The sequence below is a fragment of the Curtobacterium sp. YC1 genome (assembly GCF_016267665.1).
Lineage (GTDB): Bacteria > Actinomycetota > Actinomycetes > Actinomycetales > Microbacteriaceae > Curtobacterium.
Map to the genome: position 1 here is coordinate 2,176,334 of NZ_CP066341.1, position 18,259 is coordinate 2,194,592.

At 72.2% G+C, this 18,259-nt stretch carries 16 protein-coding genes; 11 read left to right on the top strand and 5 right to left on the bottom strand.

Going from position 1 to position 18,259, the window contains the following annotated elements:
• Positions 1 to 11 precede the first annotated feature (11 nt).
• Complete coding sequence (locus tag I8920_RS10175; protein ID WP_198656247.1) at positions 12 to 593, bottom strand: hypothetical protein; 582 nt, start codon at positions 591 to 593, stop codon at positions 12 to 14.
• 189 nt (positions 594 to 782) lie between these two features.
• Between I8920_RS10175 and I8920_RS10180 the strand changes: the two genes are divergently transcribed.
• The 5 genes from I8920_RS10180 to I8920_RS10200 are packed head-to-tail and all read left to right on the top strand — an operon-like array spanning position 783 to position 6,053.
• Positions 783 to 1,685, top strand: a complete 903-nt coding sequence (locus I8920_RS10180) for an ABC transporter permease (protein WP_198656248.1) — start codon at positions 783 to 785, stop codon at positions 1,683 to 1,685.
• A gap of 3 nt (positions 1,686 to 1,688) precedes the next feature.
• Positions 1,689 to 2,918: an ABC transporter ATP-binding protein gene (locus tag I8920_RS10185; RefSeq protein WP_198656249.1), complete on the top strand. Its 1,230-nt coding sequence runs from the start codon at positions 1,689 to 1,691 to the stop codon at positions 2,916 to 2,918.
• Positions 2,837 to 3,976: a glycosyltransferase family 2 protein gene (locus tag I8920_RS10190; RefSeq protein ID WP_198656250.1), complete on the top strand. Its 1,140-nt coding sequence runs from the start codon at positions 2,837 to 2,839 to the stop codon at positions 3,974 to 3,976. Before I8920_RS10185 ends, I8920_RS10190 begins: the two co-directional genes overlap by 82 nt.
• Positions 3,973 to 5,202 carry a glycosyltransferase family 4 protein gene (locus tag I8920_RS10195; RefSeq protein WP_198656251.1) on the top strand — a complete coding sequence of 410 codons (1,230 nt, stop codon included), beginning with the start codon at positions 3,973 to 3,975 and terminating at the stop codon, positions 5,200 to 5,202. The genes I8920_RS10190 and I8920_RS10195 overlap by 4 nt, the downstream gene beginning before the upstream one ends.
• Positions 5,199 to 6,053, top strand: a complete 855-nt coding sequence (locus I8920_RS10200; protein WP_198656252.1) for a glycosyltransferase family 2 protein — start codon at positions 5,199 to 5,201, stop codon at positions 6,051 to 6,053. The genes I8920_RS10195 and I8920_RS10200 overlap by 4 nt, the downstream gene beginning before the upstream one ends.
• Positions 6,054 to 6,482: 429 nt before the next feature.
• Here the strand turns inward: I8920_RS10200 and I8920_RS10205 are convergent, their stop codons facing one another.
• The 3 genes from I8920_RS10205 to I8920_RS10215 form a co-directional block, all read right to left on the bottom strand.
• Complete coding sequence (locus I8920_RS10205) at positions 6,483 to 8,183, bottom strand: glycosyltransferase family protein (RefSeq protein ID WP_198656253.1); 1,701 nt, start codon at positions 8,181 to 8,183, stop codon at positions 6,483 to 6,485.
• A 109-nt stretch (positions 8,184 to 8,292) separates the two neighbouring features.
• Entirely contained in the window at positions 8,293 to 9,156 is an 864-nt protein-coding gene (gene rfbA, locus I8920_RS10210; RefSeq protein WP_198656254.1) for a glucose-1-phosphate thymidylyltransferase RfbA, read from the bottom strand.
• Positions 9,157 to 9,166: 10 nt separating this feature from the next.
• Complete coding sequence (locus tag I8920_RS10215) at positions 9,167 to 9,775, bottom strand: dTDP-4-dehydrorhamnose 3,5-epimerase family protein (RefSeq protein ID WP_198656255.1); 609 nt, start codon at positions 9,773 to 9,775, stop codon at positions 9,167 to 9,169.
• A gap of 87 nt (positions 9,776 to 9,862) precedes the next feature.
• Here I8920_RS10215 and I8920_RS10220 point away from each other — a divergent pair, with 87 nt between their 5' ends.
• The 6 genes from I8920_RS10220 (at position 9,863) to I8920_RS10245 (ending at position 17,365) form a co-directional block, all read left to right on the top strand.
• Complete coding sequence (locus I8920_RS10220) at positions 9,863 to 10,804, top strand: glycosyltransferase family 2 protein (RefSeq protein WP_198656256.1); 942 nt, start codon at positions 9,863 to 9,865, stop codon at positions 10,802 to 10,804.
• Positions 10,794 to 12,419 (top strand): glycosyltransferase family 39 protein, encoded by a 1,626-nt coding sequence (locus I8920_RS10225; RefSeq protein WP_198656257.1) that lies wholly within the window; start codon positions 10,794 to 10,796, stop codon positions 12,417 to 12,419. The genes I8920_RS10220 and I8920_RS10225 overlap by 11 nt, the downstream gene beginning before the upstream one ends.
• Positions 12,416 to 14,185 carry a glycosyltransferase family 39 protein gene (locus I8920_RS10230; RefSeq protein ID WP_198656258.1) on the top strand — a complete coding sequence of 590 codons (1,770 nt, stop codon included), beginning with the start codon at positions 12,416 to 12,418 and terminating at the stop codon, positions 14,183 to 14,185. Before I8920_RS10225 ends, I8920_RS10230 begins: the two co-directional genes overlap by 4 nt.
• The gene (gene rfbB / locus I8920_RS10235; protein ID WP_198656259.1) at positions 14,182 to 15,168 is read left to right on the top strand and encodes a dTDP-glucose 4,6-dehydratase; all 987 of its coding nucleotides are present in this window, start codon (positions 14,182 to 14,184) and stop codon (positions 15,166 to 15,168) included. The genes I8920_RS10230 and rfbB overlap by 4 nt, the downstream gene beginning before the upstream one ends.
• Before the next feature lie 11 nt (positions 15,169 to 15,179).
• Positions 15,180 to 16,031 (top strand): dTDP-4-dehydrorhamnose reductase, encoded by an 852-nt coding sequence (rfbD, locus tag I8920_RS10240; protein ID WP_198656260.1) that lies wholly within the window; start codon positions 15,180 to 15,182, stop codon positions 16,029 to 16,031.
• 191 nt (positions 16,032 to 16,222) lie between these two features.
• Positions 16,223 to 17,365: a glycosyltransferase family 4 protein gene (locus I8920_RS10245; RefSeq protein WP_198656261.1), complete on the top strand. Its 1,143-nt coding sequence runs from the start codon at positions 16,223 to 16,225 to the stop codon at positions 17,363 to 17,365.
• Between the two features lie 15 nt (positions 17,366 to 17,380).
• Here I8920_RS10245 and I8920_RS10250 read toward each other — a convergent pair whose 3' ends face one another.
• A complete protein-coding gene (locus tag I8920_RS10250) occupies positions 17,381 to 18,136 on the bottom strand; it encodes a glycoside hydrolase family 16 protein (RefSeq protein ID WP_225558296.1) in 756 nt (251 codons plus the stop codon).
• Positions 18,137 to 18,259 lie beyond the last annotated feature (123 nt).

Below are 18,259 nucleotides of genomic sequence, written 5' to 3' on the forward strand. Positions count from 1 at the left end.
GGTCGAGCGCATCACGGCACCTCCGCCGGAAGGGGGTCGGACGTCGTCGACGCGGAGCCGACGGCGTAGGTCAGGGTGACGTCCCAGGTGCCACTGCGCATCTGCGACGCGGGGAACGCGACCTGCGCGCAGTTCACCGAGGACGCGCTCGCCTCGGCGGAGCTCGTCGCGGTGCGGGAGACTCCGCCCTGCTCCGCGGTGAAGGTGCACGTGCCGCTGGTGTCCGTCGTGCCGGAGACGAGGCCGCCGGCCTGCAGGGTCTTCGAGCCGGTGTCCCAGCCGGCGTAGGTGACGACCGCGGTCGCCGGGAAGTCGGACGGGTCGGCGTCCGGCTCGTTCGTCGCGCCGGATCCGGGGAACGGACCGGGGGTGTCGTCGTCGTCCGGCTCGGCGGCGCCGTCGTCGGACGTCGGTGCCGAGGCGCTCGGCTCGGCGGTCGCGGCGTCGTCGGTCGGTGCCGGGCTCGCGGTGCGCGAGGTCGACGCGGACGGCGTCGGGGTGGCGTCGTCGCCACCACCGGAGCAGCCGGCCACGAGGAGACTGAGTGCACCGACCACCGCGAACGCAGCGATCGGCCTGGATGCGAGGAGCATGCTGACGGGCCGTCCTGTGGGAGTTGACAAGGGTCCGGGTTGCGACAACGGTAACTCGAAAGTCAAGGTTGAGGGTTGGATCGACCGGAATCACCCCCACTCGGGGTGCACGACGGCCGTCGTCCAACCCCGTCGCGCGGGCCCGGTGAGTATGCTGTTCCGGTCCTGCCCCCACGAACGAAGAGACACATGGTCGATCAAGCCCGCATGACGGCGCTCGCCAAGGAACCCCTCGTCGTGATCGGCGCCCCGACGAGCGCCTTCCGAGGAACCTGGCGAGAGCTGCGCGACGTCTTCCGGCAGCGCGAGATGCTCGGCATGCTCGTCCGCCGCGACCTGAAGGCGCGGTACAAGGACTCGGCACTCGGGTTCGTGTGGACGCTCGTGCGCCCGCTGACCCAGCTGCTCATCTACTACTTCGTGATGGGCCAGGTGCTCGGCGCCGCGAAGGGCATCGACAACTTCGCGATCTACGTCTTCACCGGACTGACCGCGTACACGCTGTTCAGCGAGATCGTGGCCGGGTCGACCAGCTCGATCGTCGGCAACAGCGGCCTGATCAAGAAGGTCTACGTGCCGCGCGAGGTGTTCCCGCTCGCGAGCGTCGGCGCCGCGCTGGTCAACTTCACCATCCAGTTCGCCATCCTGCTCGCGGCGACCGTGGTCATCGGGGTGTTCCCGTTCCACGAGGGGCTGCTCTACCTGATCCCGTCGCTCGCCGTGATCCTGGTGTACGGCGCGGCCATCGGCCTGGTGCTCTCGGCGCTCAACGTCTACCTGCGCGACGTGCAGTTCGTCATCGACGTCGGCCTCATGGTGCTGCTGTGGGCGTCGCCGATCGTCTACTCGTACTCGATGGTCGTCGCGCGCCTGAACGTCGACTGGCTGCTCGCGATCTACACGAACAACCCGCTCACCCTGGCCGTGCTCGGCATGCAGAACGCGATCTGGCTGCACGACCCGGCCGACGTGGCGTACCCGTCGCACCTGCTGCTGCGGCTCGCGATCGCGTTCGTGATCGGGGTCCTGCTCCTCATCGGGGCGCAGCGGATCTTCTCCCGCCTGCAGGGCAACTTCGCGCAGGAGCTCTAGACCATGGCCATCAGCACCCCCGTCGCACCGGCGACCACCGACGGCACCGCGGACCGACCCGACGTCATCGTCGTCGACCACGTGCGCAAGCGCTTCACCGTCCGCAAGGACAACACGCTGCGCGAGCGCATCGTCACCCTGGGCCGCGCGGGCCGCAAGCACCGGCAGGACTTCTGGGCCCTGAACGACGTCACCGTGTCGATCCAGGCCGGCTCGACCGTCGGGCTCATCGGCCAGAACGGCTCCGGCAAGTCGACGCTGCTCAAGGCGATCGGCGGCATCATCCAGCCGACGTCCGGCACCGTCTCGCGCCGTGGCCGCCTGGCCGCCCTGCTCGAGCTCGGCGCCGGGTTCCACCCGGACCTGTCCGGCCGCGAGAACGTCTACCTGAACGCAGCCCTGCTCGGCCTGAGCCGGAAGCAGACCGACGAGAAGTTCGCCGACATCCTGGCGTTCTCGGGCATCGGCGACTTCATCGACACCCAGGTGAAGTTCTACTCGTCGGGCATGTACGTGCGACTCGCCTTCGCCGTCGCCGTGCACACCGACCCCGACGTCCTGCTCGTCGACGAGGTGCTGGCCGTCGGCGACGAGGCCTTCCAGCGCAAGTGCCTCGACCGCATCCGCACCTTCCAGGAGGCCGGGAAGACGATCATCATCGTCACGCACTCGCTCAGCCAGGTGCAGGAGATGTGCGACCGCGTGGTCCTGCTCAACAAGGGCACGGTGCTGCACGACGGCGACCCGGTGGCCGCGGTGAGCAAGTTCCGCGAGGTCCTCGAGGAACGCCGGCTCGGCGAGTCGAGCACCGACGTCGCCGTGGGCCGCGGCAAGGTCCTCGGCGCCAGCGTCCACGTCGACGGCAAGGCCCCCCGCGCCGAGGTCCTGCCCGGCGACGACCTGGTGGTCGAGATGGAGTTCGAGCACCTGGACGGCATCACCGACTGGGAGGCCGCGGTCCAGATCAACAACGCGTCCGGCCAGGTCGTGTACGGCACCACCACCGGCATCATGGAGCAGACCCTCCAGCCCCTGCACGGGCGCCGGAAGCTGCGGATGCGGATCGCCGACACCGCGTTCGGCACCGGCAAGTACTTCATCAACGTCTCGATGATGGACTCCGCCGGACGCCACCTGCACGACATGCCGGAGTGCGACTCGTTCGAGGTCCCCTCGTTCGGCAACGCCGTCGGCACCGTGTACGCCCAGCCCTCGATCGAGGAGCTCGACTGAACCCGGCCGACGGCGCCACCGGCAGCGCGGCCGACGGCACGCCGCGCACCGCGGTCGTCGTCGTCAACTGGGAGCGCGCCGACCTGACGACCGCCGCCGTCCGCGCGGTGCTCGCCGAGGGCACCGCCGACGAGGTCGTGGTCGTCGACAACGGCTCGTCCGACGACTCGGTCGCCGTGCTGCGCCGGGAGCTGCCCGAGGCGACCGTCCTGACGCGGCAGCACAACGGTGGGTTCGCCGCGGGCGCCAACACGGGCATCCGGCACACCGACGCCGACGTCGTCGTGCTCCTCAACAACGACGCGGTGCCCGCACCGGGCTTCGTCCGGGCGCTCCGTGACCACCTGGCGCGCGCCGCGCCCGAGGTGGCCGCGGTGACGGGCCGCATCGTGCTCGCCGGACGCTGGACGGGCCTCCCGGCCGGTGCGACGCCGGTACCCGGCCGACGCGTGCTGCGCGACCACGACGGCCACCTGTGGACGCCGTCCGCGGACGGCGAGGTCCGGCTCAACTCGACCGGCGTCCGCGTCGACCGCGACGGCAACGGCATGGACCGCGACTGGTTCGCCCCCGCCGACCGGGTCGCCGACGTCGACGTCTTCGGGTTCTCGGGCGGCGCGTCCGCGTTGCGACGTGCAGCGCTCGACGACGTCGGTCTGCTCGACGAGTCGCTCTTCATGTACTACGAGGACACCGAGCTCGCCTGGCGGCTCCGCCGGCGCGGGTGGCGCGTCGAGCACGCCGCGGACGCCGTGGTCGAGCACGACCACTCGGCGTCGTCCGGCGTGCAGAGCGACCTGTTCGTCTTCCGCAACGCGCGCAACCGGATGGTCGTCGCGCTCTGGCACGCGCCCTGGCCGACCGCGCTGCGGGCGAGCGCCCGCACCCTGCTCCGCGGCCTGGTGGGACTGCGTTCCGGTTCCACCCGACGGGAGGCCCGGCTCGTCCTGGCAGCGTTCGCCGACGTCGTCGGGACCCTCCCGGCGCACCTCGCGCGCCGGCTCCACGAGACGCGTCGCGCGTCCGTCCCGCGCCGGACCGTGGACCCGGGCGCATGAGCGCCGCGGGCTATCCTGGACACTCCCCCGTCGACGAACCCGGTCTCGACGTCCCCGCCCGGAAGGACCACCGCGTGCCGCAGCTCACCGTCCTGGTCGACGGCACCGCGGTCCCGCAGGCGCTCGGCGGCGTCGGGCGCTACGTCGAGGGGGTCGTGTCGCACCTGACGGACCCGACGCTCGACGTGCACCTGGTCGTCCGTCCCGTGCACGCCGCGCACTTCCGCGCCCTCGCACCGCACGCCACCGTGCACACCGCGCCGGGCTGGACCGACTCGGTGCCGCTGCGCTTCCTGTGGGAGCAGACCGGGCTGCCGGCGCTCGGGCGTCGACTCGGCGCCGCGGTGCTGCACTCGCCGCACTACACGTTCCCGTTCGGCTGGCGCGGCGGATCCGTCGTCACGCTGCACGACGCCACGTTCTTCTCGAACCCGGAGTGGCACTCGCGCCTGAAGCGCACGTTCTTCACCTGGTGGAGCCGTCGGTCGCTGCGCACCCGGCCCGTCGTCGTCGTGCCCAGCGAGGCGACCGCGACCGAGGCCGCACGGGTCGTCAGCGGCATCCGCGCCGAGGTGCGGGTCGCGCCGCTCGGGGTGGACCGGGCCGTGTTCCACGAGCCGACGACGGCCGAGGTCGAGGACGCCCGGATCGCCGCGACCCTGCCCGAGGGCGCGCCGTGGATCGCGTTCCTCGGCACGATCGAACCGCGCAAGAACGTCACGGCGCTGCTCGACGCGTACGCCTCGGTGCGCGCCGCGCGTGCGGCCGCCGGCGCGGAGACCCCGTGGCTCGTGCTGTCCGGGGCCCGCGGCTGGGACGAGTCGGCCGTCGCACGCCTCGACGCCCTGCAGCCCGACGACCACGTGATCGAGGCCGGGTACCTGCCCCTCGAGGACCTCGCCGGCTACCTCGGCGGTGCGGAGTTCGTCGTGTACCCGTCGCTCGGCGAGGGCTTCGGCCTGCCGGTCGTCGAGGCGATGGCGTCCGGCGCGTGCGTGCTGACCACCCGGCGGCTGTCGCTGCCCGAGGTCGGTGGCGACGCGGCCGTCTACAGCGAGCCGTCCGCCACCGCGCTGGCCGCGGCGATGACGACGCTGCTCGACGACCCGTCGCTCGTGACGTCGCACCGTGCGGCGGCGCTGACCCGGGCGTCCTCGTTCACCTGGGAGGCCACCGCCGCCGTGCACGTCGCGGCGTACGAGTCCGTCGGTCGGGGTGTGCGGTGACCCGGGTCGCGGTGCTGACGGTCACCTACAACACCGGCGAGACCATCCGGCCCTTCCTGGCGAGCATCGCGGCGGCGTCCACCGAGCCCGTCGCCGTCGTCATCGCCGACAACGGTTCGACCGACATCGACGCACTCCGGGCGATCGGTGAGTCGTACGGCGCCGTCGTGGTGTCCTCCGGCGGCAACCGTGGGTACGGCGGCGGCATCGATGCGGCACTCGCGGCACTCGACGACGTCCTGCCCGACGTCCGCCCGGAGTTCCTGCTCGTCACCAACCCCGACGTCGTGCTCGCGCCCGGGTCGATCGACGAACTCGTGGCCGCTGCCGACCGGTTGCCGTCCGGCGGGTCGTTCGGACCCCGGATCCTCGACGAACACGGCGAGACCTACCCGTCCGCCCGACAGCTCCCCTCGCTGCGCACCGGGCTCGGGCACGCGGCGTTCTCGCGGTTCTGGCCCGCGAACCCGTGGAGCCAGCGGTACTGGTCGACCACGCGTGTCGTCGAGCGCGAGGCCGGTTGGCTCTCCGGCGCGTGCTTCCTCATCCGCACGTCGTTGTTCCGCGAGCTCGACGGCTTCGACGAGTCGTACTTCATGTACTTCGAGGACGTCGACCTCGGGCAGCGCGTCGGCCGCTCGGGTCGGGCGAACGTGTACGTGCCGACCGCCGTGGTGACGCACACCGGGGCGCACTCGACGTCGTCGAACCGGCGCCGGATGGAGATCGAGCACCACCGCAGCGCCTACCGGTTCCTGTCGCGGAAGTACCGGGCGTGGTGGCTCTGGCCCCTCCGGGTGGCCCTGCACGCCGGCCTGTCGCTCCGCGCCCGCTGGGTGACGCGGAAGTAGCCCGGGGGCGCGGGGGCGCGGAGGCGCGGGTTTGCGGTGCGCATCTGCCGTTGCGCCCGCGCACGGTCATCGCGCCCCGACTCTTCGGGGCGCAACGACTGTGGCGGGGCGCGCGCGTCGGGCGTGGTGCGGAGGCCCCGGTGCGATCGCGCTCCGCACAACCGAAGTGCACGCGAACCGCGGGATCGCGCGGCTCGGACGCACTCCGATTGTGCGATGCAGCGGCGGCTCCTCCGCGTCGCGCCCCCGAACGGGCATCGCGCCCCGACCCCTCGGGGCGCAACGACCGCAGCGGGGCGCGCGTCGGGCGTGGCTTCGAAAGCCCCGGATCGATCGCGTCCCGCACAACCGGAGTGCACGCGAACCGCGGGATCGCGCGGCTCGGATGCACTCCGGTTGTGCGGCGGGCGCGGGCGGGCGGGCAGCGGGTCAGCGGTGCAGGCGGGCGCGCTCGGCACGGGCCGCCGCGACGAGCACGGCGGCCCGGGCGTCGAAGGAGTGCTCGGCGGCGATGCGTGCAGCCACCGACGCCCGCTCGGCAGCGGTGGGCCACGGGTGCGAAGGGTCAAGCAGGACACCGAGCTCGTCGCGGGACCCCGCCACCGCCAGCGTCGGGACGTCGAGCACGTCGGACAGCCCGGCGACCGGGTCCGTCACGACGACGCCCCCGGACGCCAGCACGTCGAACACCCGGTTCGACACGAAGCCCCCGTCGGCCATGTCCGGCCAGTGGTCGTTCAGCACCACCCGAGCCGAGGCGTACGCCTGCGCGACGGCGTCCCGCGAGAGCGACGCTCCGCCGAGCGACTCCGGCGGCACGAGCTGCTCCCACCCGGGACCGTGCACCCGCAGGTCCGCGCCGAGTGCGACCGCGTCCGCCACCACCGGCCGTCGGGCACCCCGGGTCGAGCCGACGAACACGACGCGGTCCGCATCGGCACTCGTGGCCGAGCGCGCCCCCGGGTGGAACACCGCGGGGTCGGTCGCCTGCAGCAGGGGACGTACGGGAACGCCCGCGCGCGCAGCAGCGGCGTCCGCCCACACCGGTCCGGCCGCGAACGCCGCGTCGAAGGACCGCAGTTCGGTGTCGGACACGTCGTCGGGGTGGCTGATCACCCAGAGCAGGTTCACCGACGCGGGGTTCGGCGGCACCCGGTCGAGCCCGCGGATCACGAGCGTCACGTCGTCGGCGGCGTCGTCCCCCCGCACGTGGGCGTCCCGCCGATCGATTCGCACGCGCTGCCCGAGCCGCTCGAGTGCCCCGGCGAGCTCCGCGGCGAAGTGCACGTCGCCCCAGCCGTCGCCCTCTGCCCCGGCGGGCGCGGCGATCTTGAGCGACCAGGTGAGGTGGTCGTCCGTCGCAGCCGACCGGCGCGCGGGCCGCACCGGACGGGCGCCCCACGGTGGCAGGGGCGCGCCGGCGTCGACCCCGTCCCCGTCCGACTCGCGATCACGCCAGGCCGCGAACGCGTCGACGGTCGCGGCGTCGACCGTGCGCCCGGCCTCGACCGAGCGGGTCGCCTCGCCGACCACGCGCACCGGTCCGCCGTCGACGTCGGCGACCGCGCGGCTCCAGGCCGTCAGGGTCATGCGTTCGTCCGGGAGGCCCGGTGCCGGCACCAGCGCCGCCCCCGGCACCGAGAGCACCGGCTGGTCCGCCGCGAAGACGATGGCACCGTCGGTCGCAGTGTCCGCGCGGTCGTCCGACCACGGCAGGGCGCCGGGGCGCAGCAGCCGGGCACCGCCCCGCAGCGTGCCGTCCGGCATCCGGACCCGGGCCTGCGCGACCGAGCCGGCCGCCGCGAGGGCGTGCAGCGTCGGTACCTCGACCGACACCGAGGTGTCGAGCACGACCAGCGTCCGGCCGACGCCGCCGGCGACACCGGCGTTGATCGCCGGGCCGAGGCCGTCGACGGGTTCGGGGCGGACCCAGGGCAGCCGCCGGCCGAACGGGTCGATCGGCGAGGCGTCCGCCACGTAGCTCACCGCGCGGACGTCGACGGCACGGCCGAAGGCGCCGCGGGCGACCGACACGAGCCGAGCGACCTCGGCGTGCCGGTCCGACCGGGTCGTGACGAGCACCGTGACGTCGTGGTCCAGCCGCGGCAGCGGGTCCGCGGACCCGGTCACGGGGACGACCGACGTCGACGTCGGGGACGCGGGGCGGGCCTCCCGGGCGACGTCGGGACCGGCCGTGTCGACACGGCGACGGCCACGACGGAAGAGGGCCACCGGCGGGTCAGGCGCCGAGGAGTCGCTGCAGGTAGACGCCGTAGCCGCCCTTGACCAGCGGCGCGGCGAGCTCGGCGAGCTGCGCGTCGTCGATCCAGCCGTTCCGCCAGGCGATCTCCTCGATGCAGCCGATCTTGAAGCCCTGTCGGTCCTCGATCACCTTGACGTACTCCGACGCCTGCATCATCGACTCGAACGTGCCGGTGTCGAGCCAGGCGGTGCCGCGGTCGAGGACCTGGACGCCGAGTTCGCCGGCCTCGAGGTAACGCTCGTTGACCGTGGAGATCTCGAGCTCGCCGCGGGCGCTCGGCTCGATGGTCTTGGCGATCTCGATGACCTTGTTGTCGTAGAAGTACAGGCCCGGGACGGCGTAGTTCGACTTCGGCTCGGCCGGCTTCTCCTCGATGGAGACGGCGGTGAAGTCGTCGTCGAACTCCACGACGCCGTACGCCTTCGGGTCGGCCACGTGGTACGCGAAGATCGTGGCGCCCTGCACGTCGGTGTTCTTCCGCAGGTTCGTGCCGAGGCCCGTGCCGTGGAAGATGTTGTCGCCGAGGACGAGTGCGACGCTGTCGTCGCCGATGAAGTCCTCACCGATGACGAAGGCCTGCGCCAGGCCGTCCGGCGAGGGCTGCACGGCGTACTGGATCTCCATGCCGAGCGCGGAGCCGTCGCCGAGCAGGGCCTTGAACTGCTCGTTGTACTCCGGCGTCGTGATGACGAGGACCTCGCGGATGCCGGCCATCATGAGCGTCGACAGCGGGTAGTAGACCATCGGCTTGTCGTAGATCGGCATGAGCTGCTTGCTGATGCCCTTGGTGATGGGCCAGAGGCGCGTGCCGGAACCGCCGGCGAGGATGATGCCCTTCATCGCTTTCCCCTTACTTCTTCGTCCGGAGCGACTCGGTGTACGCGATGCACTCCTCGTAGGTCGGCAACAGGCCCTGGGCCGCAGCTTCCTCGAGGGTCGGCGCGGTCGTGTCCTTCTCGGACAGCACCGGCTCGCCGATGCCCTCGGGGAGCTCGAGGCCGACGGTCGGGTCGAGGATCGTGATCCCCTTCTCACGCTCGGGGTCGTAGTGCGCGCTGACCAGGTAGCTCACGGTCGACCGGTCCTCGAGCGCGACGATCGCGTGCCCGAGCCCCTCGGACAGGTAGACGGCCTTGCGGTCGACGTCGTCGATGCGGACCGAGTCCCACTGGCCGAACGTGGGCGAGCCGACGCGGATGTCGACGATGTAGTCGATGAAGGCCCCGCGCACGGCGGTGACGTACTTCGCCTGGCTCGGCGCGACGAGGGCGTAGTGGATGCCGCGCGCGACTCCGGCGGCGGAGATCGACATGTTGACCTGGCGGAGGTCGAGCGGGTGCCCGACGGTCTCCTCGACCACGTCGGCGCGGTACGACTCGAGGAACGCTCCTCGTGCGTCGCCGTGCTGGACGGGCGTGAACTCCCACGCGCCAGGGATCTTCAGTTCGCGGATCTGCACCGGGGAATCCTAGCAAGGCACGAGTTCGCATAGGCTGTCATGGTTCTGCGCACAGCCGACTCCTGAACCGAGAGACCAAGCGAGCCCGTGAAGCTATTCGTCCAGATCCCCTGCCTCAACGAGGAGAACACCCTCGCCAGCGTCATCGACTCCATCCCGCGGGAGATCGACGGCATCGACGAGATCGAGATCCTGGTGATCAACGACGGCAGCACCGACCGCACCGTCGAGGTCGCCAAGGAGCACGGCGTCAAGCACTTCGTGCACCACAGCACGAACATGGGGCTCGCCCGCTCGTTCCGCGACGGCGTCGACTACGCCCTGCTGCACGGTGCCGACATCGTCGTGAACACCGACGGCGACAACCAGTACCCGCAGGCGCAGATCGCCGAGCTGGTCCAGCCGATCCTGCGCAAGGAAGCCGAGATCGTCATCGGCGACCGGCAGACCCGGACGATCGAGCACTTCTCCGGCTTCAAGAAGCTCATGCAGCGCTTCGGCTCGTGGGTCGCCAGCCGTGCGGCCGGGCTCGACCTGCCGGACGCCGCGAGTGGTTTCCGCGCGTACTCGAAGTACTCGCTCATCCGGCTGAACATCGTGACGCGCTTCAGCTACTGCATGGAGACCATCGTGCAGGCCGGCTACAAGCGCCTGGCCATCGCCTCGGTGCCGATCACGACGAACCCGAAGACCCGCGAGTCGCGGCTGTTCAACAACATCTTCCAGCACATGTTCGAGTCCGGGTCGGCCATCGCCCGCGTCTACCTGATGTACCGCCCGATGGCGCTGTTCCTCTGGGTCGCCGCGGTGCTCGGCGCGCTCGGGCTCTGGCCGCTGGTGCGCTACCTGGTGCTGCTCGCCATGGACACCGGCGGCAACCACCTGCAGTCGATCATCCTCGGGGTGGTCCTGCTCATCACGGCGGTGCTCTCGATCGTCATCGGGGTCGTGGCCGACCTGACCCGTCTGAACCGCACGCTGGCCGAGGAGCAGCTCGACCTGCAGAAACTGCAGCGGTATGGCGACTGACACGGCCCCGGCCGTGTCGCGCTCCGCCGTCCACCCCCGGGTCGGACGCGCGGAGCGTTCCGTCGTGATCGCGCTGACGATCGCGTTCGCCGCCGTGCTGGCCGTGTGGGCCGTGGTCACCACGACCTACAAGGCGCCGGACGAGCCGACCCACGTCGACGCCGTGCTGCACCTGGCGATCGGCAACGAGTGGGCCGCGCCCGGCGAGATGCACTACCTCGCCGCGACGCAGGCCTCGCTCGACGCGAACCTCGCCGAGCCCGCGTCCCGCCACCAGACGTGGGGCGCGCTCCTCGAGCAGTTCCCCGGGCTCACGGCGACGAGCATCGACCAGATGTCGCAGCACCCGCCGACGTACTACGCCATCGCGGCCGGGGTGCTGCACCTGGTGCACTTCGAGGACCTGCGGTGGGACCTCGGCGTCCTGGTGCTCCGACTCTTCGACGCCCTGCTCGTGCTGCCGATGCCGTTCCTGGCGTGGGCGACCGTGCGACGACTGACCGGGTCCCCGCGGGCCGCCCTGGTCGGCGGCGCGGCGATCATCGGGATCCCCGAGGTCGCCGCCATCGGTGCCTCGGTCACGAACGACGCCCTGATGCTGCCGCTCGCCGGCACCCTGGTGTACCTGGTCGTCCGGCTGCTCACCGGTGACCGCCGCGTGCGCACCACGATCTGGATCGGACTGCTGCTCGGCGCGATGCTCCTGGTGAAGGGCACCGCCCTGCCTGCCGTGCCCTTCGTCGGCATCGCCGTGCTGGCCGCCGGGTTGACCCGCGCCACCGCCCTGCGGAACGCGCTCCGCGCCCTGTGGACCCTGGCGATCGCCGCGGTCGTCGGCGGGTGGTGGTGGCTGCGCAACCTGATCGTGTACCACGACATCCAGCCGGACGGCCTGGCGAAGTACGCCCGTCCCCCGAAGCCGTTCCCGGCCGACACGGCTGCGAACCCCGAGGTCTTCCTCCGCGACTACTGGAACGGCGTCAGCCGGACGTTCTGGGGCAGCGTCGGTGGGCTGACGCAGTTCCAGATCGCACAGGTGCTCATCGACGGGCTCACCGTGGTGTGCCTGCTCGGGATCATCGTGTGGGCGTTCCGCCGCGGACCGTCCCTGCGCCCCGCGATCGTGCTCGCGTCGTTCCCGGTCATCCTGATCGCCCTGCACATGCAGAGCGGCTGGAGCGGGTACATGAAGAACACGATCGTCGCGGGTACCCAGGGTCGCTACTACTACCCGACCCTGCTCGTCCTCATCGCGTTGAGCGCCCTGGCCTGGCGACGGGTGACGGTGACCGCCGCCGGCACGACCCGGTTGGCCGTGGGCATGTCGGTCGCGGCGACGGCGATGGGGCTCTACGGGGTCGTCTACGCGCTGCGGGCGTTCGGACAGGACGCCGCGTTCTGGATCGACGACGCCGTCGTGCAGCAGTTCGACCAGACCGGAGCGCTGGCGGCAGGGGGTGCGTTCACCCTGGCGTCCGTCGCGGCCGTGGCGCTCGTCGGCACCGCGGTCCTGCTCGTGCGGTTCATGCGGCGTCCCGAGTTCACCGCGGCCCGACCGACGGTCGACGAGTCCCAGCCACCGGCCGCCGCGCCCCGACCGGGGGTGGAGGCATGAGCCGCCGTCCCGCCGCCGGCCGCCCCGCAGCCCGCCGCCCCGCGGCCCGCCGCCTCGCGGTGCCGCGCTCCGAGTGGGTCCTGCTCGGCACCGTGACCCTCGCCTGGTTCGCCTTCCTGCTCACCTTCGCCCTGGTCACCCCGGCCTTCGGCGCCCCCGACGAGCCGGCCCACGTCGACGCGGCGTTCCGGCTCGCCCTCGGTCTCGGCTGGCCCCAGGCCGGCGAGATGCACTACCTCGCCGCGGTCCGGCAGATCGTCGAGCACCCCGTGCCGAGCGTGGACCGTCCGACGGTCGACGCGCTCCTCGCCGCGGTGCCCGGTGACTCCCCCGCCGTCGACCCGATGTCCCAGAACCCGCCGACGTACTGGCTGGTCGCTGCGGGCATCCTGCGCCTCGTCCGGTTCGGCACGCACGACTGGGCGACCTCGGTGCTGGTGCTCCGCATCGCGGACGTCGTCGTCGTGACGGCCCTGCCGGTGCTCGTGTGGGCAACCGTCCGACGGGTGACCCGGTCGCCGCGGACGGCACTCGTCGCCCCGCTGCTCCTGTTCGCGGTGCCGCAGCTGGCACAGGTGACCTCGGGCGTGACCGTGTGGTCGCCGGTCGTCCTGCTCGGCGCGGTCCTGGTCTGGCTGAGCACCCGCGTGCTCACCGGCGACCGGTCCTGGTGGACCACCGCGGGCATCGCCGTCGCGGTGACCGGGATGTGCGCGCTGAACGCCGTCGGCCTGCTCGCGGTGCCGTTCGCCGTGCTCGTGCTGGCCCTGGCCCCCGGTCGACCCTGGACGGGACGGGCCCTGCACGCGGGCGTCGTCGTCGTCGCGGCCGCTGCGGCGACCGGCTGGTGGTGGGTCCGCACGCTGCTGGCCAGCGGGACGCTCCTGCCGGACGCCCTGCGCGCGGTCACGACGGTGCAGCCGTACCCGGAGGGCGGCGCGAACCCCGGTGCGTTCGCCGGCCGGCAGTGGGACGGCCTGACGGCGTCGTTCTTCGGCGCGCTCGGCGCCAACCAGTGGCCGCTCCCGCCGACGGTGATCGACACGCTCGCCGTGGTCGGGCTCGCCGTGGTCGCGTGGTCCTCCGCCCGCCGTGCACCGGGGCGGCGCGTGATGGTGGTCACGCTCGTCTGGCCGGCGCTCGTGCTGGTCGCCACGCTCGCGTACAACTGGCGGAACTACCTCGGCACGCACCAGGGGAACGGGCTGCAGGGCCGGTTCCTGTTCGTGGCGGTCGTCGCCCTCGTGCTGGCTCAGGCCGTCGCCTGGCGAGCGCTCGTGGTCCGTCCGGAGCTGCGCCGCCGACTCGCGCGATTCGCCACGATCGGTGCACTCGTGATCGGTGCGTACGGCCTCGGTCTGACGTACCGCGGCGGGTGGGAGAACGCCCAGTTCCGGGTGACCCCCGGAGGCCTGTCCGCGATGGCGGGTGCCGCGGTGGCCGGTCCGCGTCCGATCCTGGCCGCCGTGGCGCTGTTCGCCGTCACGGCCGTCGCGACGGTGGTGCTGGTCTGGCGCGCCACGACGACCGCGACGGCGACCCCCACTGCGACCGCGCCCGCGACGGCGACCGCCACTGCGACCGCGACCGCGACCGCCCACGACGCCGACCCCGGGACCGGTACCGCGACCGCGCCCCCGACCGCCGCCGACACCGACGCCACCGCCGCCCTCCACAGGAGCGCGCGCCCCGGCCCCGACGACACCGGGGTCCCGCTAGAATCGCCGCCGACCCACGAACCGACCGTCAGGAAAGAGAACTCGTGAAGATCCTCGTCACCGGAGGGGCCGGCTTCATCGGCTCGAACTTCGTCCGCCGCACCCTGGAGGACGCGTACCCCGGCCTCGAGGGCGCCGAGGTCGTCGTCTACGACGCGCTGACCTACTCGGGCAACGAGGCGAACCTCGCTCCGGTCGCGGATTCGCCGCGCTACTCCTTCGTGCACGGCGACATCCGCGACGCCGCCAAGCTCGACGAGGTCGTCCCGACGGTCGACGCGATCGTGCACTTCGCCGCCGAGTCCCACGTCGACCGCTCGGTCCGCGACTCCGGCATCTTCGTCGAGACCAACGTCGTCGGCACCCAGCGCCTGCTCGACGCGGCCCTGCGCCACGGCACCGAGCGCTTCGTGCACGTCTCCACCGACGAGGTCTACGGCTCCATCAGCGAGGGCTCGTGGGACGAGGAGCGACCGCTCGAGCCGAACTCGCCGTACTCGGCGTCGAAGGCCGGCAGCGACCTGCTCGCGCGCAGCTACCACCGCACGCACGGGCTGAACCTGTCGATCACCCGCTGCTCGAACAACTACGGGCCGTACCACTTCCCCGAGAAGGTCATCCCGCTGTTCGTCACGAACCTGATCGACGACGTGCACGTACCGCTGTACGGCGAGGGCAACAACATCCGTGACTGGCTGCACGTCGACGACCACACCCGCGGCATCGCGATGGTCCTGACCCGTGGCCGCGCCGGCGAGATCTACAACATCGGCGGCGGCACCGAGCTGACCAACAAGGAGCTCACGCAGCTGCTGCTCGACGCCACCGGCAAGGACTGGTCGTACGTCGACCGCGTCGCCGACCGCCTCGGCCACGACCTGCGCTACTCGGTCGACATCTCGAAGATCCAGGCGGAGCTCGGCTACGAGCCGCTCGTGCCGTTCGAGCAGGGCCTGGCCGACGTCGTGCAGTGGTACCGCGACAACCGTTCCTGGTGGGAGCCGCTCAAGCAGCGTGCGGCCTTGAGCTGAGCGCGCACACCGTGACCAGGTACCTCATCACCGGCGCCGCCGGCATGCTCGGCCGTGACCTGCAGGCCGCGCTGGCCGGCCGCGACGTCACCGCGCTGTCGCGTGCCGACCTCGACATCACCGACCCGGCCGCTGTGGACGCCGCCGTCGCCGGGCACGACGTCGTCATCAACTCGGCCGCGTACACGAAGGTCGACGACGCCGAGGACCACGAGGACGACGCCTACGCGGTCAACGCGACCGGGCCGAAACTCCTGGCCGAGGCCGCGGTCCGCCACGGGGCGAAGCTCGTGACCGTGTCGACGGACTACGTGTTCGACGGCAACGGCACCGCCCCGTACGCGGAGGACGCCCCGACCGACCCGATCAACGCCTACGGCCGCACCAAGGCCGCCGGCGAGGCGTTCGTCCGTGCGATCGCCCCGGACACCTCGTACGTCGTCCGCACCGCGTGGATCTACGGCGCGCACGGGCCGAACTTCGCCGCGACGATGCTCCGCCTGGCCGGGTCGCACGACACCGTCAGCGTCGTCACCGACCAGGTCGGGCAGCCGACCTGGACCGGCGACCTCGCCGCCCGGATCGTCGAGCTCGTCGACGGGGATGCCCCCGCCGGCACCTACCACGGCACGAACGCCGGCCAGGGTTCCTGGTTCGACTTCACGCAGGCGATCTACCGCGAACTCGGGCTCGACCCGGAGCGCGTGCTGCCCACCGACAGCGCCGCCTTCGTCCGCCCGGCGCCGCGTCCGGCCTACAGCGTGCTCGGCCACGACGGCTGGTCGCGCGCCGGCCTCGCGCCGATGCGTGACTGGCGCGACGCGCTGCACGCCGCCGTCGCCGCGGGTGCGCTGACCGCGTAGCCACCGCAGTCGGCCTGGAGGCGCGGGTCGGGTCACCGACGTCGGGAACCCGACCCGCGCCTCCCGGCCCGCGCCTGGCGACCCGCGCCTCCCGGTCCGCCCAGGGGGCGCCCCGATCGCCCTGCTAGGGTCGGGCAGCCGGGCGCCGGGCCGGCCCTCGGCCCCATCACCACGACGAGGAGACCAGCACCATGACCACCCTCCACGTCGTCGTCGACCAGATCGTCGCACCGGTGCCGGGTGGCATCGGTCGGTACGCCGAGGAACTGGCACGCCACCTGGTCGAGCAGGCCCCGAACGGCTGCGACGTCGTCGGCGTGGTCTCCGCCGTCGGCTCCGAGGACATGGCTCGCCTGCGCACCCTGCTGCCCGGACTGGCCGAGCTGCAGCGGCTCCCGCTCCCCCGTCGTGAGCTGTCGCTCGCATGGCAGGGCGGGATCGTCGGCGGGATCGCGAAGGGCATGGTGCACGCGCCGAGCGTGCTCGCGCCGCTCGTCAAGCACGACCGCTTCCAGGACCCCGGTCGGCAGACCGTCGTGACCGTGCACGACGTGGTGCCGTGGACCAACCCGGAGACGCTGACGCCGCGCGGTGTGCACTTCCACAAGGCGATGGTGAAGCGGGCGTGGAAGCACGCCGACGCCGTCGTGGTGCCGACGCACGCCGTCGCGAGCGCGCTGAACGAGATCCACCGCTTCGACGACCGGATCCGCGTGATCGGAGGCGCGCCGAGCGGACGGCTCCGGCTGCCCGTCGACGCCGACCTGCGCGCCGAGCGGCTCGGTCTGCCGGACCGCTACGTGCTCGCGGTCGGCACGCTCGAGCCCCGCAAGGCGCTGTCGTCCCTGATCGAGGCGATGGCCCACCCGGACGCCCCCGCCGACATCCCGCTCGTGATCTCGGGGCCCGACGGCTGGGGCGACGTCGACGTGTACGGCACCGCGGAACGCGCCGGTCTGTCGCGCGAGCGGGTGAAGGTGCTCGGACGCATCGACGACGCCGACCTCGCGGTGGTCTACGACCGCGCGACGGTGTTCGTGTTCCCGAGCCTGGCCGAGGGGTTCGGCCTGCCGGTGATCGAGGCGATGAGCTTCGGCACCCCGGTGATCCACTCCGACGACCCCGCCGTGTCCGAGGTGGCGTCGGACGCCGGGGTCACCGTGGCTCGCGGCCCGCGCGAGTCCTACCCCGAACGGATCGCCCAGGCGGTGTACCAGGTCGTGAACGACCCGCTGCTGGCCTCCCAGCTGGCGGTGGCGGGGCCGGACCGTGCCCGCATGTACGACTGGTCCGACTCCGCCGCCGAGACCTGGCAGCTGCACGCCGACCTCTGACGGGCGGCGCCGGCGTCAGGGCCGGTACGCGTAGGTGCTGACCCAGTCGATGTACAGGTGGCCGGTCGCGCCCCAGTCGCCGACCTGGAACATGTAGCGGTGCGCCGTCTTCGGCACGTCCCAGGTCACGGTCTTGATGATCCGGCCGTCCACGCGGTACCGCACCGACTTGCCGGGGATCCACTCGATCGAGTACGTGTGCCACTGGCGCCACGAGACACCGGTGCCCATGCTCGTCGCGTTCGCTTCACGGCCGGGGGTCATCGAGTGGTGGTGGAGCATCGGCTCCTGGTCGAAGTTCGCCTCGGGGTAGTCGATCTCACCGTCCGCCCATCGGTCCGACGAGGGCCAGAGCATGAAGGCGGCGCCGTTGCCGGCACCACCGGTCGCCTTGGCGCGGACGATGAACTTGCCGCCCTTGTGGCCCCAGGCACCGGTCGGGGTCCCGAAGGTGCCGGCCGCGCCGTGCTTGCCGTCGAGTCGCACGTCCATGTACCCGTCGTGCGAGCTGATCTGCGAGCCGGAGTAGTACATGCCGCCGGTGCCGTCCGGGTACGGCTGCCACGACTTCGCGTAGGTCTTGGCGAACTGGCCCTTGGCCGACGCGGCGGTGCTGAACTGCTCGCGGTACGTCTGCTTGAACGCGCCGACGTCACCCCGTGGTGCGGAGGTGGCGGATGCGGTGGTTCCCTGCCCGAACGGCCCGGCGACGAGTGCAGCTCCGAGGAGCACGACGGCGAGCGCTGCCCTCCTGGTGGAACGTTTCTGCATGGGGTCGGTCACTCCCTGACGTGACGGTTCGCGCCCGTCGGGTCGGGCGCCGGGCGACCGGATCTCGGTGGCCCGGCGTTCACGGTAGTTGCTGTCCGCAATTCCCGCGCGGGGGTTGACAAG

What these genes read in the sequence shown, in the direction of transcription:
- I8920_RS10175 (WP_198656247.1), bottom strand. Translation starts at nt 593, where the DNA reads ATGCTCCTCGCATCCAGGCCGATCGCTGCGTTCGCGGTGGTCGGTGCA.
- I8920_RS10180 (WP_198656248.1), top strand. Translation starts at nt 783, where the DNA reads ATGGTCGATCAAGCCCGCATGACGGCGCTCGCCAAGGAACCCCTCGTC.
- I8920_RS10185 (WP_198656249.1), top strand. Translation starts at nt 1,689, where the DNA reads ATGGCCATCAGCACCCCCGTCGCACCGGCGACCACCGACGGCACCGCG.
- I8920_RS10195 (WP_198656251.1), top strand. Translation starts at nt 3,973, where the DNA reads ATGAGCGCCGCGGGCTATCCTGGACACTCCCCCGTCGACGAACCCGGT.
- rfbA (WP_198656254.1), bottom strand. Translation starts at nt 9,156, where the DNA reads ATGAAGGGCATCATCCTCGCCGGCGGTTCCGGCACGCGCCTCTGGCCC.
- I8920_RS10225 (WP_198656257.1), top strand. Translation starts at nt 10,794, where the DNA reads ATGGCGACTGACACGGCCCCGGCCGTGTCGCGCTCCGCCGTCCACCCC.
- I8920_RS10230 (WP_198656258.1), top strand. Translation starts at nt 12,416, where the DNA reads ATGAGCCGCCGTCCCGCCGCCGGCCGCCCCGCAGCCCGCCGCCCCGCG.
- I8920_RS10245 (WP_198656261.1), top strand. Translation starts at nt 16,223, where the DNA reads ATGACCACCCTCCACGTCGTCGTCGACCAGATCGTCGCACCGGTGCCG.
- I8920_RS10250 (WP_225558296.1), bottom strand. Translation starts at nt 18,136, where the DNA reads ATGCAGAAACGTTCCACCAGGAGGGCAGCGCTCGCCGTCGTGCTCCTC.